Genomic DNA, 15,667 nt, shown 5'->3' with positions numbered 1-15,667 from the left:
ATATAATGAAAGGAAAAATATTAGCAATAATCTTGGTGTCCTCTTTAGCGGTTTCCTGTAAAGTGAATCCTAATGCTAAGAATGATTTGAATTATATGCAGAATATAGAACAGGTTGCAATCAATGCCTCTGCTAAAAATTCAGCAAATACAATTCAAGCAGGGGATCAACTGGTTATTCTGATTACAGCAAAAGATATGGATGTTGTAAGACCTTTTAATCAGAATTATTCTTCATCAGAACTTATCCAAACAAATGCGATAGCAGGGGGAAATACTCCTAATCAGGGAACGACAGTATTGTCAGGACCTACATATATTGTAGATGCAAATGGAGATATTGATTTTCCAATATTGGGAAAGCTGAATACATCAGATAAAAGTTTGACAGTCTTTAAAGATGAGTTAAGAGAAAAAATGACGAAATATGTCATTAATCCAACAATTAATGTGAGGCTCTCGAACTTTAAGGTTACAATATTAGGAGAAGTAAATAGACAAGGGGACTATACTATAGCAAACGGGCAGGCAACTATTTTAAATGCATTAGGAATGGCTGGTGATTTGACTCAGTATGGAAAAAGAAATGATATCCTGGTTGTCAGAACAGAAAATGGTGTTGTTTCTCATGGACGTATTAATATTCATGATGCTAATTCAATTAACTCTCCATATTATAATCTGAAGCAGGGCGATGCCATTATTGTTTCTTCAAACAATACAAAAGATGTTATGGCAAAACAAAATCCCAATACTGGACTTTATCTGACCGCTATTTCTATCGCGGTTACAGCAATTGCCGTAGTAGTAAGTTTATTTAATAAGAAATAAAAATTGATGGATAACCAGCGAACTTCTCAATTTTCAGAAGCAGAAACAAAATCAAATAAGGTTAGTATTAATGATGTAATCAGACCATATTTAAGAAAATGGCCATGGTTCATTTTTAGTGCAATTGTAGCATTAGTAATCAGTTATTTTGCGATAAAATTTATCACACCAGTTTATTACGTAGAGACGACGCTACTTATAAAAGATTCAAAAAACTCATCATCAACTAATGATTTAGGTGTTCTTTCTGATTTATCAGGATTGGGAGGGATGAAAACAAATAGTATTTCTAATGAGATTGAAATACTGAAATCAAAAAAATTAATGCATGATGTTGTTATTAATCATAATCTTCAAACAACCATTATTGCTAAAGGTAGGATCAGAACTATTGAGCTTTACAAAGAATCATCCCCTATTGATGTAAAGATCATAAACGAAAAATCATCTAAAGGCTCAACTAATCCTATAACGGTAGAATTAAAAGGAGATCAGATTTCAATACAGTATGATGGGCTAAATAAAGAAATTACTTCCAGCTACGGTAGAATGATCAGTCTCCCGTTTGCTAATATTATTATTACTAAAAATAATAAATACAACGAAAAAGCTGCACAGGGAGCAAATACGAACAAATTAGAACTAAATATTTCGTCTGTTGAAGCAAAGGTTAATAGCTTAACCGGTGCTCTGAATGTAAGTCTTGCTAATAAAGATGCTACTGTACTTCGGCTATCAATGAATTATCCGCAAACTTCAAAAGCAGAAGATATCCTTAATTCTTTGGTTGTTGCTTATAATAATGATGCTATTTTAGATAAAAACCTAGAGTCTAAAAAGACATTGGATTTTATTGAAGATAGAGTGAAAAAACTTTCTGTTGAACTTGGACAGGTTGAAAATGAAAAAGAAAGTTTTAAATCCAAAAATAACCTTACCGATCTTGAAGTTGAAGCTAAAATTGATTTAGAAAGCTCAGCTACAGCTCGTGGAAAACAATTAGATCTTGATGCTCAGATCGAATTAACAAATTCTTTAATCTCTTTCATCTCTAGACAGGGGCAATATCAGGTTTTACCATCAAATATTGGATTAAATAGTACTGAGGCTAATTCTGGTATTACATCGTATAATCAGTTGATATTACAAAGAGGAAGGTTCTTAGAATCTGCAACTACGGAAAACCCAACGGTTGTAGAAATCAGCAAGCAAATCAATGTGCTTAGAACTTCTGTTGTTGAGACCCTTCAAAGAAATAAAAAAGGATTGGAGCTTGCTCGAAATGAATATGTAGGGGAGCAGAATAAAGTTTCTGGAAAAATTGCTAAAATTCCATCTATTGAAAAAATGTTTAGAGGAATAGAAAGACAGCAGCAGATTAAAGAGAATTTATATTTATTATTACTTCAAAAAAGAGAAGAAACAGCAATAGCACAATCTATTACAGCTCCTAAAGCGAGAGTTATTGATCTGGCTTATGCGTTAGCAAACCCTGTAGCCCCAAAAACAAAGGTTATTCTATTGGCAGCTTTATTTGTAGGGCTTTTTATTCCATTTTTAATAATTTATTTTTCAGAATTATTAAATAATAAAGTTGTTACTAAACACGATCTGGAAAAATTAGTACACGCTCCTATTATTGCAGAACTACCTAGTCTTGAGAAAGGAGATTCTGAGATCGTAAAAATGAATGATATTACTCCTATGGCTGAAGCATTTAGAATTCTTATCACCAATATGAATTTCATGCTTCCTAAAGAGAAAAAAGGGAAAGTTGTGTTTGTTACTTCAACAGTAAAAGGAGAAGGGAAAACATTTACTTCCGTCAATTTAGCTTTAACGTTGGCCAATCCTAAGAAAAAGGCGATTATCATAGGATCTGATGTCAGAAATCCTCAGCTTCAAAGATATAATCCGGCCAGAAAGGGACTTACCGGACTTACAGAGTATCTTTATAATGATGAGATGAAACTTGAAGATATCATTCATGTATCATCTTTTAATCCTTACCTGGATGTAATTTATTCAGGGATGATTCCTCCGAACCCAACAGAACTATTATCCAACGGTCGTTATGAGTTACTTCTAAGTGAATTGAAAGATAAATATGAATATATTATTCTTGATACTGCGCCATTGTTACTTGTTACAGATACTTTCCTTATTGCTGAACTTTCTGATGTCACTATTTATGTATCCAGATCCAGATACACAGAAAAAGCATTATTAGAATTTGCAAACAGCAATATCGATCAGAAAAAAATCAAAAATGTTGGATTTGTGCTTAACGATGTAAACAGAGAAGATTTAGGATACAGCAACAAATACGGTTATGGTTATAACCAGCATACAGAACAGTCTTGGTTTCAAAAAATAAAAAATAAACTTAGTTAATGATAACAACATATAAAATAGCTGTTATAGGCCAAGGTTATGTAGGTCTTCCTTTATCTCTTGAATTTGCAGATCACTATCCTGTTTTTGGATTTGATATCAATACGCAGCGTGTTGAGCAGCTTAATAATGGGAAGGATATAACGCTTGAAGCAGATGTTGATAAATTAAACAACGGACTAAAAAAATATAATGAATCTAACGGTTCTTTAGGCTATAAAGCAACAAGCCTGTTGTCTGATATTTCTGAAGCTAATGTATTTATTGTAACAGTTCCTACACCCATTGACAAGTATAATGCACCAGATTTAAACCCTTTAATTTCTGCCTCAAAAATGTTGGGCGAAATTATCAAAAAAGGAGATATTATTATTTATGAATCTACGGTTTTCCCCGGATGTACAGAAGAAGAATGCGTACCGGTTCTTGAAAAATATTCGGGACTTAAGTTTAACGAAGACTTTTTTGTAGGATATTCTCCGGAAAGAATTAATCCGGGAGATAAAGTAAATACGCTTACAAGTGTTAAAAAAGTAACTTCAGGTTCTACGGAAGAAATCGCTGAAGAAGTAGATAATCTATATAAGAAAATCATTACAGCTGGAACTCATAAAGCTCCAAGCATTAAAGTAGCAGAAGCCTCAAAAGCTATCGAAAATGCACAAAGAGATGTTAATATTTCTTTTGTTAACGAATTGGCTTTAATTTTTGATAGAGTAGGAATTGATACTAATGACGTATTGGAAGCTGCAGGGACAAAATATAATTTCCTTAAATATAAACCGGGATTAGTAGGAGGACATTGTATCTCCGTAGATCCTTATTACCTTGCACACAAGGCAGAGCAATTAGGATATCATCCAGATGTTATTTTATCAGGAAGACGTGTAAACGATTCTATTGCAAAGTTTGTTGCAGCTAAAGTAGTGAAGCTTCTTATTGCCAAAGGTGGAGTGATTAAAAATTCTAACGCCTTGATTTTAGGAGTTACCTTCAAAGAAAACTGTCCGGATGTCAGAAATACCAAAGTTGTAGATATTTATAGAGAACTTGCTGATTACGGAGTAAATGTAGATATTTATGATCCCTGGGCAAGCAAAGAAGAAGTAAGACATGAATATGGAATTGATATTCTGGATGTTCTTCAGGAAGGTAAAAAGTATGATTCTTTAGTTATTGCAGTATCTCATAATGAGTTTCTGCAAATGGATCTGGATCTGCTTAAAAAGGAAAATGCAGTGGTTTTTGATACCAAAGCATGTTTAGACAGAAATCTGGTGGATGCAAGACTGTAACAGATAATGAGCTATGATATTATAATCATTGGTGCTGGTTTAGTAGGATTGGCTACAGCCTATCAGACTAAGCTGAAAAATCCTGATTCTAAGATTTTAATTTTGGAAAAAGAAAACGATGTGGCATTGCACCAATCGGGACATAACAGTGGAGTAATCCATAGCGGGATTTATTATAAACCCGGTAGTCTTAAGGCAAAAAATTGTATCGAAGGGTATAACTCAGTCATTAATTTTGCTGAGAAATACGGAATAAGATATGATCTTTGTGGAAAAATAATCGTAGCAACTTCACAGGAAGAATTACCCCTTTTAGATAATATTTATAAAAGAGGTGTTGAAAATGGCTTACAGAATTTAAAATACCTTTCAAGAGACGAATTCCGTGAAATTGAACCCCATTGTGAGGGCGTAAAAGCAATCAAAGTTCCGCAGACCGGAATTATCGACTATCCGGGAATAGCAAAAAAAATAAAAGAACTTTTTGAAGAATTAGGAGGAGAAGTAAGATTTAATAATGAAGTAAAAAACATCATTGATAAAGGATCTGAAATTATTGTAAACACCAATATTTCCGAATTTAAAACAAAAAAGCTGATTTCCTGCGCAGGACTCTATTCTGATAAGATCACCAAAATGACCAACGAAAAAAACGATGTGGTCATTATTCCGTTCAGAGGAGAATATTATAAAATTAAGGATGAAAAAAAATATCTGGTAAAACATCTTATTTATCCGGTACCTGACCCTAGTTTTCCGTTCCTTGGAGTGCACTTTACCAGAATGATTGATGGTAATATTGAAGCTGGTCCTAATGCAGTGCTGGCTTTCAAAAAGGAAGGATACAATTTTTTCGATTTCAATTTCAATGAAACTATGCAGACCATGTTATGGCCGGGATTTAGGAAAATTGTAGCGAAATATGGGAAAACAGGGATGGGAGAAATGCATCGTTCACTTTCCAAATCTGCATTTACAAAAGCTCTGCAGAAACTTTTACCTGAAATACAGGAAAACGACCTTGTAACAGGAGGTTCAGGTGTAAGAGCTCAGGCTTGCGACAGAAATGGAGGATTGATTGATGATTTTGATATTGTGAAAAACGGAAACATCATTCACGTTAGAAATGCCCCTTCTCCGGCAGCCACTTCCTGTCTTTCTATAGGAAATAAGATCAGTGAGCTTATTGTGAATTAAAATATGCACCTCTACGTGCACTCAAAAAACTAAAGATATGAGAATTCAAATGGTTGACCTTAAAAGTCAATACCTGAAAATAAAAAAAGACGTAGATGCCGGTATTCAGGAATGTATAGACAATACAGCATTTATTAACGGTCCTGCTGTAAAAGAATTTCAACAGGATTTTGAAAAATATCTGGGAGTAAAACATGTTATTCCATGTGCTAACGGAACAGATGCTCTTCAAATTGCTATGATGGCACTTGATCTGCAGCCTGGTGACGAAATTATCTGCCCGGCTTTCACTTATGTGGCTACTGCCGAAGTTATTGGTCTTTTAGGATTAAAACCAATAATGGTAGATGTAAACGAAGATACTTTTGATCTTGAGCTGGAAGATTTACAAAAATATCTGACACCCAATACCAAAGCCATTGTTCCTGTTCATTTATATGGGCAAAGTGCCAATATGGAGAAAATTCTTGAATTTGCAGAAAAACACAATCTTTTTGTTATAGAAGACAATGCTCAGGCAATTGGTTCTGATTATACTTTTTCTGATGGAACTGTTAAAAAAACCGGGACCATCGGCCATATCGGGTGTACCTCATTTTTTCCGTCAAAAAATCTTGGATGCTATGGTGATGGGGGTGCTTTAATGACGAATGATGATGATCTGGCTTTAAAAATCAGAATGATTGCTAACCATGGTCAGGAAAAGAAATACTATCACAAAGTTTTAGGCTGTAATTCCAGATTGGATACCATTCAGGCAGCCGTTTTAAAAGTTAAGTTAAAACACTTGGACGAATACTCAGCTGCCAGAAATAGGATGGCTGATTATTACGATGAAAACCTTGTAGATATTGCAGAAATTCAAACTCCCAAAAGAGCTGAAAATTCTACCCATGTATTCCATCAGTATACTCTTAGGGTGAAAAATGGAACAAGAGATGGACTACAAAAATACTTGGCAGAAAAGAATATTCCAAGTATGATCTATTATCCCTTACCCCTTTACAAACAAGAGGCTTTTCTTCAATATGTAGAAGAAGGTTTTAGTCTTCCTGTTACGGAGCAGCTTTGCAGCGAAGTAATCTCACTTCCTGTACATACAGAATTTGATCAGGAAGTACTGGATGTTATTATTACAGAAATTAAGAACTATTTTAATTAATATAAAGCAGATATGTCAGATTTTTTTGCACACGAAACAGCTGTTATTGATGAAGGTTGCCAGATAGGGTCCGGGACCAAAATTTGGCACTTTTCACACCTTATGACCGGGTGTGTTTTGGGAGAAAAATGTAATATAGGACAAAACGTAGTTATCTCACCAAAAGTAGTTTTAGGAAAAAATGTGAAAGTTCAGAATAATGTTTCTATCTATGAAGGAGTAACTTGCGATGATGATGTTTTTTTAGGTCCTTCAATGGTTTTTACCAACGTAATAAACCCAAGAAGCGCCGTAAACAGAAAGAATGAATACCTGAAAACACATGTTGGAAAAGGTGCATCTATAGGAGCTAATGCAACTATTGTCTGTGGACATAACATAGGCCAGTTTGCTTTTATTGGAGCTGGAGCTGTAGTCACAAAAGAGGTGCTGGATTACGCATTGGTAGTAGGTAACCCTGCCAGACAAATGGGATGGATGAGCGAATTTGGACAAAGACTTCAATTTGATGCAGAAAATATTGCTGTTTGTGAAGAAAGTGGAGAAAAATACAGATTAGAAAATAATAAGGTTTCTAAAATTTAAAAACATACAAATGAGTGAAAAAATAAAATTTGCAGTAGTTGGCTGCGGGCATATCGGAAAAAGACATGCCGAAATGATCTCAAGAAATGAGGAATGTGAATTGGTAGGATTGATCGATGTTAAAGATAAATCTGTACTAGGCATTGAAAATTATGAGGTTCCTTTTTTTGCATCACTAGATGAGTTTTTAGCTTCCGGTATTGAAGTGGATGTTATTAATATTGCTTCTCCAAACGGATTTCACTTTGAACAGTCTTATAAAGTGATAGATGCAGGAAAACATGTTGTTGTAGAAAAGCCAATGGCTTTGAAAAAACACGATGCTGAAAAACTTATTTTCCAGGCATTGCACAAACATAAACAAGTTTTTGCCGTAATGCAAAACCGTTATTCTCCACCTTCTGTGTGGGTGAAAGAAATGGTAGAAAGCGGAAAGCTTGGTGAAATATACATGGTTCAGCTCAACTGCTACTGGAACCGTGATGACAGATATTATAAACCTGAATCATGGCATGGAAAACAGGATCTGGATGGTGGAACATTATTTACGCAGTTTTCTCATTTTATAGATATTATGTACTGGCTATTTGGTGATATTACCAATATTCAGGCAAAATTTGCAGACTTTAACCATGCAAATCTTACTGACTTCGAAGATTCAGGTTTTGTTAACTTTGATTTTGTAAATGGTGGGATGGGATCATTAAATTATTCTACTTCAGTATGGAATCAGAACCTTGAAAGTTCTATGACCATTATTGCTGAAAATGGAGCCGTAAAAATAGGTGGTCAATATATGGATAAAGTGGAAGTTTGTAATGTAAAAGATTATATATTGCCGGAACTGCCACCAACCAACCCAGGAAATGATTATGGTGCATACAAAGGTTCTGCCGCTAATCATCATTATATTATTGAAAATGTGGTAGATGTGTTGAAAGGAAGAAATGCCATTACAACCAATGCGTTGGAAGGATTAAAAGTTGTGGATATTATAGAAAGAATTTACGCTCTTAAAAAATAACGAATATGAACTTTAAGAAAGTTTTGGTTTTAGCACCTCATACAGATGATGGTGAATTAGGTGCAGGTGGTTTTATCTCAAAATTGATAGAGGAAGGTGCCGAAGTTTTTTATATGGCATTTTCTACTGCGGAAGAGTCTGTACCTGTAGGTTTTCCAAAAGATATTTTGAAAACTGAAGTTAAGGCAGCTACAAAAGTTCTCGGAATCAGAGAAGAAAATGTAATAATATTTAATTATCAGGTACGTAAGCTAAACTATGCAAGACAGGAGATATTAGAAGAATTGATTAAATTTAAAAGAGTTAATCAAGATATTGATTTAATATTGATTCCGAGTATTAATGATATTCATCAGGATCATTCTACAATCGCTAATGAAGGGATAAGAGCATTTAAAACAAAATCCATTTTTAGCTATGAGCTTATCTGGAATAATCTATCTTTTAATACACAGAGCTATGTATCTCTTGAAGAAAGACATATCAATAAGAAAATAGATGCATTAAAAGAGTATAAATCTCAAGGATTCAGAGATTATTTAAGTGCTGACTTTATCAGGTCTCTGGCAGTTGCAAGAGGAGTGCAGTTTGGAGTAAAATATGCTGAAACTTTTGAAGTCGTAAGATTTTCAATAAAATAATATATATGGTGATACTTAAAGAAATTATTGAAAAGCTTAAACCTATAGAAGTAATAGGAAATACTGATATAAATGTTATTAATGCTATTCAGTTAGATGAAGAGAATGAAAGGGACGACGTACTTATGTGGGTATCTGCCAAGTTTAGTGATAAACTTAAAAATATTTCTAAAGGTATCATCTTATGCGGAAGTTTGCCAGAACTTGTAAATAATGATTGTACATATTTACTGTTTGAAAACCCAAGATTAGCTTTTCAGAAGGTTCTTTCTGAATTTTTTATGCCAGCAAAAAAAATAGGAATATCCCGTACTGCAATTATTGGAAATAATGTTGAAATAGGAAAAGATGTTTATGTAGGAGAATATGTTGTGATAGAAGATAACTCTGTCATTGGATCTTTTACAACTATTGACCATCATACAACAATTAAGAATGACACTATTATTGGAGAGAATGTTATTATTGGAGCCAATAATACAATAGGCGGAGTAGGATTCGGATATGAGAAGGATGAAACCGGTGAGTATGTTTTTATTCCACATATTGGAAATGTTGTCATTGGTAATAATGTAGAAATAGGAAATAACACTTGTATAGACAGGGCTGTATTGGGAAGTACAATTCTGATGGATAACGTAAAGGTTGATAATCTTGTTCACATTGCTCATGGAGTACAAGTGGGAAGAAATAGTCTTGTTATTGCCAATGCAATGGTTGCAGGAAGTGTACAAATAGGTGAAAATACCTGGATAGCTCCATCTTCTTCAATTATCAACCAAAAAAAGATAGGAAACAATGTTACAATTGGATTATCTGCTGTGGTTGTAAAGAATGTTGAAGATGGGCAGACTGTAATAGGAAGCCCTGCGGAAGAGATATCTCAGGTATTGGCCAGGAAAAAAATTATGAATGAAAAATTATTTAAGTAGTTTTGAATTTTAGAAAAATTTTAAATAGTGTAAAATCGAATTCTTTTTTACAAAATGTAGCAATCCTGTCTAGTGGTACTGTTATCAGTCAGCTAATAGTAATTGCTACCTCCCCATTGCTTTCGAGAATGTATTCTGTTGAAGCATTTGGTACTCTTTCTATCTTTACCAGTTTTACAATTTTTTTAGCAGTACTTTCTACCGGACGTTATGAGCTTGCTATTGGACTTCCAAAAGAAGCTAATAAAGCTTCCACGATATTTAGGCTTATCATTTATATCAGTATATCAGTATCATTGATGTATCTCTTGATTATTTTCTTGCTAAAAAATGTATTTCATATTCAGGATAAAACCCACTTCCTTTCAAATAATGAGGCTTACATTGCCCCATTATATATTTTTTTAGGAGCTCTATATTCCGCACTAGGCTACTGGAATCAAAGAAATAAAAAATATAAAAAGATTACATTTACAAATGCAATACAAGTAGTTGTATCTTGTTCTGCTAGTATTTTACTTGGTTTATTGAGTTATGCTAATGGTATGATAATAGGATTGGTATTAGGTATACTCACCTCAGTACTATATTTACTTTTGACGGATAGAGAATTATTAATTTATTTAAAATCATATCCTTTAAAGCTGAAGGATGTTGCCAAAGAATATTCCTCCTTTCCCAGATATATGATTATCTCTGATATGTCGCTTACTGCAAGTCAACAGTTTATTCCCGTATTATTTTCTATTTTATACAGTACAACAATTGTTGGCTTTTTTTCAATGGCAAATAGAATGATACGACTTCCCAATATTATTATTACAACTTCTGTTGGAAATGTTTTCAGAAATGAGGCAATTGATGAAATAAGAAAAAAAGGTAATTGCAGCTCACTTTATAAAGCTACAATTAAAAAGCTTATCCTCATGTCGTTTCCAATATATTTAATTATTTTTATTCTTTCACCAAAATTGTTTGTATTTGTTTTTGGAGAAAAATGGGAAATAGCAGGGTATTTTTCCAGGATTTTATCTGTAATGCTTTTGATAGAATTTGTCGTAAGCCCACTTAATACTTTGTTTTATGTAGTAGGTAAACAAAAGATATTGATGAGGCTTCAGGTAATAAATGCTTTGTTGGTTTTTATTTCAATTTATTCTGGATATTATTATTTTTCAGATTATTATGTTTCATTAATATTATTTTCCGGAGTTTCTATTTTATCAAATATTGTTTTCTTAATTTTTACAAATAAATTATCAAAAGGTGTACATTGAAAAAGTAAATAAATTACAAGTCTTTTTTTTGGTTCTGATGCTTTATGGGTATGAGCTAATATCTTTTTTTCCTAGTTTACTGAACATGGAATCTTCAAGACCTGTTTCTGTAGGATATAGAGTATTTGTCTTTTTATTGGCTAGCTGGGTAATTCTTAAAAATAAAATTAGAATCACAAATAAACACCTTTTAATATATACTTTTTGGTTTCTGTATTTATTACGATTGCTTTATGATTCAGCATTGACTACAAAAATGATACAGTCTCCTATTGTAGATTATTGGGCTTTCTCTGCTGGTATTATTGCCTGTTCTTTGGCCTGTACAACAAATTTTTCTCAAAATACCATTATATCCGCACGAAAATGGGTGGTAATTGTTTTATATATTGTTAATTTATGGGGGCTGTATAATAACATTACACAACCCCAAATAGTACCGGATGATGTACTGATAAGAGCAGATGCAAATGCCGCTCTTAATACCGTTTCCTTTGGTAGAGCAGCTGGTGTTATGTTCTTTATTTGTTTTACTATATTTTTAGAAAAAAATACCCCCTGGCAGAAAGTTTTACTTGGTGTAGGGATGGGGATCAGTCTCTTCAATTTGTTTATGGCCGGCTCAAGAGGACCATTATTACAATTAGTGATAGTTATTGTTATATTTTTACTAAGTTCCAGAAAACTTATTAAGCCAAAATATATCCTTTTATTTGTTATTGTGGTAGTAATACTGATGAGCATTTTTCCTCAATATTTAAATATTTCAGAACTACTTTTTGAGAGATTTAAAGAAACAGGCTTTTCTTCTAATGATAGTGATCGGTATAGAGCAGAATTATTTAAGTCAGCCTGGAATCAGTTTCTTGATCATCCAATCTTCGGTGATTCCATTGAAACTATTTTTGGAGGTACTTATCCCCACAATCTGTTGCTTGAATCCTTAATGAGCATTGGTTTTGTAGGTGGAGTAATGATTGTTATAATTACCATAATAGCATTGATAAATGCAATCAGATATATAAAAATACCCTATTATAATTGGATAGGAGCAATTTTATTGATGGATGTGATTTCATCCAACTCATCAGGATCTATTGCCAATTATTTATTGTTCTGGCCATTACTAGCATTTACTATTAATAGCCATATTACAAAACAACAAAATGAAAAAATAATACAGACATGAAAATATTAATGCTGTGTGATGCCTACTTTATAAACTTTCAGTATCAGGAAAATTTAATTGCGAAGAGTTATATTAAATTAGGGTATGAAGTGGTAGTAATAACAAGTACAAATGAGAAAATTCTTGACTTTATTAATGATATTCATGATAATTCAGTTCCCGAAAAAATTGAATATGATAATGGAGTGAAAATTTACAGAGAACCTTATAGTATAAATATTCTAAACCGGATAAGACGGTTCAAGAATGTTAAAAGGATTCTGGACCAGGAAAAACCGGATTTTCTTTTTTCTCATGATATACAATTTAATATCGGGGATTTAGTAGATTATAAAAATAAGTATAATACCAGAATTATTATGGATTATCATGCTGATTCTACAAATTCTGGGAAAAATTGGCTGTCAATTAATATTCTTCATAAAATTATACGAAAAGGATATCTATATAAATATAAAAAGTATATTGATAAAATATATCCTGTAGTTCCTGCCAGTGAAGAATTCCTTCATAAAATTTATGGAATTTCATATGATGAGATGGAACTTCTTCCTCTTGGTTGTGAATATGATGAATGTGAAAAATTTAGAAATGAAACAGATATTATAAAACTGAGGAAGGAATACAATATTTTACCTAATGATATCGTAATCATCACAGGCGGAAAATTCCATAAGCTGAAACGTACCCATTTGGCTGTGAAGGCAGTAAAAAAAATAAATCAGAAAAATGTTCATATGATAGTATTTGGTACAGCAGATAAAGATCATGAAGATTATTTAAAAACCATGTTGGAGGATGCTGAAGGTACTAACATCCATTTTACAGGATGGGCGGACAGTAAAAAAATTTATGAACTAATGGCAATTTCTGATATTGCATTATTTCCGGCCAGTCAGTCAGTGCTTTGGCAGCAGTCAATAGGGATGCATCTGCCCCTTATTGTTGGGGATTTTGGAGGGCAGGATATGTCTTATCTCAATCAGAATAATAATCTTATAAAAATTGATACCCCTGATATTAATGAAGATTTTATTAAAGAAATTTTGTTAGATTTAATACTGCATCCTGAGAAAATTGAATCAATGAAAAAAGGAGCTGAAAAAACAGCAAAAGAGTATTTAGATTATTCTATTATTGCAAAAAGAACTCTAAGCTAAATAGCTGTCAGATAAGTCTTATGAAAATATTACAAATAAGCAGTGAAGTGAATATTGGATCTGTAGGTAGGATTGCCGAACAGATTGGAGAAAATGTCCTGAATGAAGGATGGAAAAGCTATATCGCTTATGGAAGAGAAGCTCTTCCCAGTAAGTCTGAAGTTTTTCAGATCGGAAATAAACTGGATGTTTATAAGCATGTTATATTGACAAGACTTACAGATAGACATGGATATGGGTCTGGAAAAGCAACAAAGGAACTTATTGAGAAAATAAAAGAAATTAATCCGGACATTATTCATTTACAGCATGTACATGGATATTTTATAAATATTGATATTTTGTTTAATTTTTTGAAAGAGATCAATTTGCCGGTTGTATGGACTTTCCATGACTGTTGGTCTTTTACAGGACATTGTGCCTATTATGAGCTGGTAGAATGTAATAAATGGGAAACACAATGTGGTGAATGTCCGCAAATTTCAGAATATCCAAAATCTATTTGGAAAGATAACTCAAAAAGAAATTATCTTGACAAGAAGAAACTATTTACCTCAGTAGCGCAAATGACGATTGTTCCCGTGTCTAATTGGCTCGAAGGTGAAGTGAAAAAATCTTTTCTTAAAAGTTATAATGTAAAAACAATTCATAATGGAATTGATGTTCAGCAGTTTGATTATAAAGAAAATGATTTCAAACAACGATATAACATTGAAAATAAATTTTTATTACTAGGAGTAGCTAGTCCTTGGGATAAGAGAAAAGGATTGAAATATTTTATAGAATTATCGAAAATACTGTCTGATGATTATAGAATTGTATTGGTTGGATTAAGTAAAAAACAAGTTGAAACACTACCTTTAAATATTATTGGATTTGAAAGAACGAAAGATGTAAACGAGCTCGCAGAACTTTATTCTGCTGCGGATGTGTTTGTAAATCCTACTTTGGAAGACACTTTTCCCACTACCAATTTAGAAGCTCAATCTTGCGGAACACCTGTTATTACTTTTAAAACCGGAGGTTCTCCGGAAGCGATAAGTGCATTAACAGGAATTGTGGTAGAAAAAGATGATGTTTCTGGACTTGTAAACGCCATTGAGAAAATTAGAAAAAATACCCGTGCTTTTTATTCCGAAAATTGTAGAAAAAGAGTCTTGGATTTATTTGATAAAAAAAATGCCTTCAAAAATTATATAGATTTATATAAAGAATTAATAACGAAGAATTAGTAACGAATAATTAGAAAACCAAATAGATATGAGTTTAACTGTAAAAATACGATCTACAATCAATGCATTGACCGGAAAAATTACTAATGTAAAAAGAAATATAAGTATAAAACATAAATGGTATGGTAATGATTATAGTGGTTTTTATGTTTCTCCAGTAAAACTTAGTGACCAATCTATTATCTATTCTTTTGGTGTGGGTGAAGATATTTCATTTGACGAAGCTTTGATCAAAGAATTTGGATGTAAAGTATATGCATTCGATCCTACTCCAAAATCTATAGAATGGGTTAAAAATAGAAATATTCCCTCAGAATTTACTTTTTTTTCCTATGGGATAGATGACCATACGGGAGTGGTTGAATTTTTGTTACCCAAAAATGATAACCATATTTCAGGAAGTGTTATAAATCAAGTCAATGTTGATGAAAAGAAAGCTGTAAAAGCATCAATGAAATGTCTCTCAGATATTGTTAAAGAATTGGGACATTCATATATAGATATAGTGAAAATTGATATTGAGGGTTCTGAGTACAAGGTTTTAGAAAGCATATTGTCTGCTCCTGTAGAAATAGGTCAGCTGTTAGTAGAAATTCACGAGAGATTTTTTTCAGACGGAAAAGATAAAACCAAAGAACTTCTTAATTTATTAGACCAAAAAGGATTTAAATTATTCGGGATATCGAATTCAAAAGAAGAATTATCTTTTATAAAAGTATAGTTGCTTATTTCTTTTTTATAATCGTAAA

The 15,667-nt window shown here is 32.7% G+C and carries 14 protein-coding genes; all 14 read left to right on the top strand.

Annotation, left to right across the window (positions count from 1 at the left end; translation table 11 throughout):
• Positions 1-5: 5 nt before the first annotated feature.
• The 14 genes from AC57AW_RS20835 (at position 6) to AC57AW_RS20770 (ending at position 15,639) form a co-directional block, all read left to right on the top strand.
• Positions 6-830, top strand: a complete 825-nt coding sequence (locus AC57AW_RS20835; protein WP_496353419.1) for a polysaccharide biosynthesis/export family protein — start codon at positions 6-8, stop codon at positions 828-830.
• Positions 831-836: 6 nt separating this feature from the next.
• Positions 837-3,224 carry a GumC family protein gene (locus AC57AW_RS20830; protein WP_496353418.1) on the top strand — a complete coding sequence of 796 codons (2,388 nt, stop codon included), beginning with the start codon at positions 837-839 and terminating at the stop codon, positions 3,222-3,224.
• On the top strand, positions 3,224-4,519 hold the full coding sequence (locus AC57AW_RS20825) for a nucleotide sugar dehydrogenase (RefSeq protein ID WP_496353417.1): 1,296 nt from the start codon (positions 3,224-3,226) through the stop codon (positions 4,517-4,519). The genes AC57AW_RS20830 and AC57AW_RS20825 overlap by 1 nt, the downstream gene beginning before the upstream one ends.
• A gap of 6 nt (positions 4,520-4,525) precedes the next feature.
• On the top strand, positions 4,526-5,716 hold the full coding sequence (lhgO, locus tag AC57AW_RS20820; RefSeq protein WP_496353416.1) for an L-2-hydroxyglutarate oxidase: 1,191 nt from the start codon (positions 4,526-4,528) through the stop codon (positions 5,714-5,716).
• Between the two features lie 37 nt (positions 5,717-5,753).
• Complete coding sequence (locus tag AC57AW_RS20815; RefSeq protein ID WP_496353415.1) at positions 5,754-6,878, top strand: DegT/DnrJ/EryC1/StrS family aminotransferase; 1,125 nt, start codon at positions 5,754-5,756, stop codon at positions 6,876-6,878.
• Between the two features lie 12 nt (positions 6,879-6,890).
• Positions 6,891-7,463, top strand: a complete 573-nt coding sequence (locus AC57AW_RS20810; protein WP_496353414.1) for an acyltransferase — start codon at positions 6,891-6,893, stop codon at positions 7,461-7,463.
• Between the two features lie 10 nt (positions 7,464-7,473).
• On the top strand, positions 7,474-8,487 hold the full coding sequence (locus AC57AW_RS20805; protein ID WP_496353413.1) for a Gfo/Idh/MocA family protein: 1,014 nt from the start codon (positions 7,474-7,476) through the stop codon (positions 8,485-8,487).
• Positions 8,488-8,492: 5 nt separating this feature from the next.
• Positions 8,493-9,128 carry a PIG-L deacetylase family protein gene (locus AC57AW_RS20800; protein ID WP_496353412.1) on the top strand — a complete coding sequence of 212 codons (636 nt, stop codon included), beginning with the start codon at positions 8,493-8,495 and terminating at the stop codon, positions 9,126-9,128.
• Positions 9,129-9,133: 5 nt separating this feature from the next.
• On the top strand, positions 9,134-10,060 hold the full coding sequence (locus tag AC57AW_RS20795; protein ID WP_496353411.1) for a hypothetical protein: 927 nt from the start codon (positions 9,134-9,136) through the stop codon (positions 10,058-10,060).
• Positions 10,061-10,062: 2 nt separating this feature from the next.
• Positions 10,063-11,337 (top strand): lipopolysaccharide biosynthesis protein, encoded by a 1,275-nt coding sequence (locus AC57AW_RS20790; protein WP_496353410.1) that lies wholly within the window; start codon positions 10,063-10,065, stop codon positions 11,335-11,337.
• Positions 11,338-11,422: 85 nt separating this feature from the next.
• Positions 11,423-12,526 (top strand): O-antigen ligase family protein, encoded by a 1,104-nt coding sequence (locus AC57AW_RS20785; RefSeq protein ID WP_496353409.1) that lies wholly within the window; start codon positions 11,423-11,425, stop codon positions 12,524-12,526.
• Positions 12,523-13,686: a glycosyltransferase family 4 protein gene (locus tag AC57AW_RS20780; RefSeq protein ID WP_496353408.1), complete on the top strand. Its 1,164-nt coding sequence runs from the start codon at positions 12,523-12,525 to the stop codon at positions 13,684-13,686. The genes AC57AW_RS20785 and AC57AW_RS20780 overlap by 4 nt, the downstream gene beginning before the upstream one ends.
• 20 nt (positions 13,687-13,706) lie before the next feature.
• Positions 13,707-14,918: a glycosyltransferase gene (locus tag AC57AW_RS20775; protein WP_496353407.1), complete on the top strand. Its 1,212-nt coding sequence runs from the start codon at positions 13,707-13,709 to the stop codon at positions 14,916-14,918.
• Between the two features lie 28 nt (positions 14,919-14,946).
• Entirely contained in the window at positions 14,947-15,639 is a 693-nt protein-coding gene (locus tag AC57AW_RS20770) for an FkbM family methyltransferase (protein ID WP_496353406.1), read from the top strand.
• Positions 15,640-15,667 lie beyond the last annotated feature (28 nt).

The sequence above is a fragment of the Chryseobacterium sp. BGA-UO-ETr-SB22 genome, assembly GCF_059567885.1.
Note: the sequence above shows the minus strand (reverse complement) of the source record. Positions and strands in the feature narration are given on the sequence as shown.

Bases quoted from the DNA above. Each gene is read 5' to 3' on its own strand.
- AC57AW_RS20785 (WP_496353409.1), top strand. From the start codon at position 11,423: ATGGAATCTTCAAGACCTGTTTCTGTAGGATATAGAGTATTTGTCTTT.
- AC57AW_RS20810 (WP_496353414.1), top strand. From the start codon at position 6,891: ATGTCAGATTTTTTTGCACACGAAACAGCTGTTATTGATGAAGGTTGC.
- AC57AW_RS20770 (WP_496353406.1), top strand. From the start codon at position 14,947: ATGAGTTTAACTGTAAAAATACGATCTACAATCAATGCATTGACCGGA.
- lhgO (WP_496353416.1), top strand. From the start codon at position 4,526: ATGAGCTATGATATTATAATCATTGGTGCTGGTTTAGTAGGATTGGCT.
- AC57AW_RS20805 (WP_496353413.1), top strand. From the start codon at position 7,474: ATGAGTGAAAAAATAAAATTTGCAGTAGTTGGCTGCGGGCATATCGGA.
- AC57AW_RS20800 (WP_496353412.1), top strand. From the start codon at position 8,493: ATGAACTTTAAGAAAGTTTTGGTTTTAGCACCTCATACAGATGATGGT.
- AC57AW_RS20815 (WP_496353415.1), top strand. From the start codon at position 5,754: ATGAGAATTCAAATGGTTGACCTTAAAAGTCAATACCTGAAAATAAAA.
- AC57AW_RS20795 (WP_496353411.1), top strand. From the start codon at position 9,134: ATGGTGATACTTAAAGAAATTATTGAAAAGCTTAAACCTATAGAAGTA.
- AC57AW_RS20825 (WP_496353417.1), top strand. From the start codon at position 3,224: ATGATAACAACATATAAAATAGCTGTTATAGGCCAAGGTTATGTAGGT.
- AC57AW_RS20830 (WP_496353418.1), top strand. From the start codon at position 837: ATGGATAACCAGCGAACTTCTCAATTTTCAGAAGCAGAAACAAAATCA.
- AC57AW_RS20775 (WP_496353407.1), top strand. From the start codon at position 13,707: ATGAAAATATTACAAATAAGCAGTGAAGTGAATATTGGATCTGTAGGT.
- AC57AW_RS20835 (WP_496353419.1), top strand. From the start codon at position 6: ATGAAAGGAAAAATATTAGCAATAATCTTGGTGTCCTCTTTAGCGGTT.
- AC57AW_RS20780 (WP_496353408.1), top strand. From the start codon at position 12,523: ATGAAAATATTAATGCTGTGTGATGCCTACTTTATAAACTTTCAGTAT.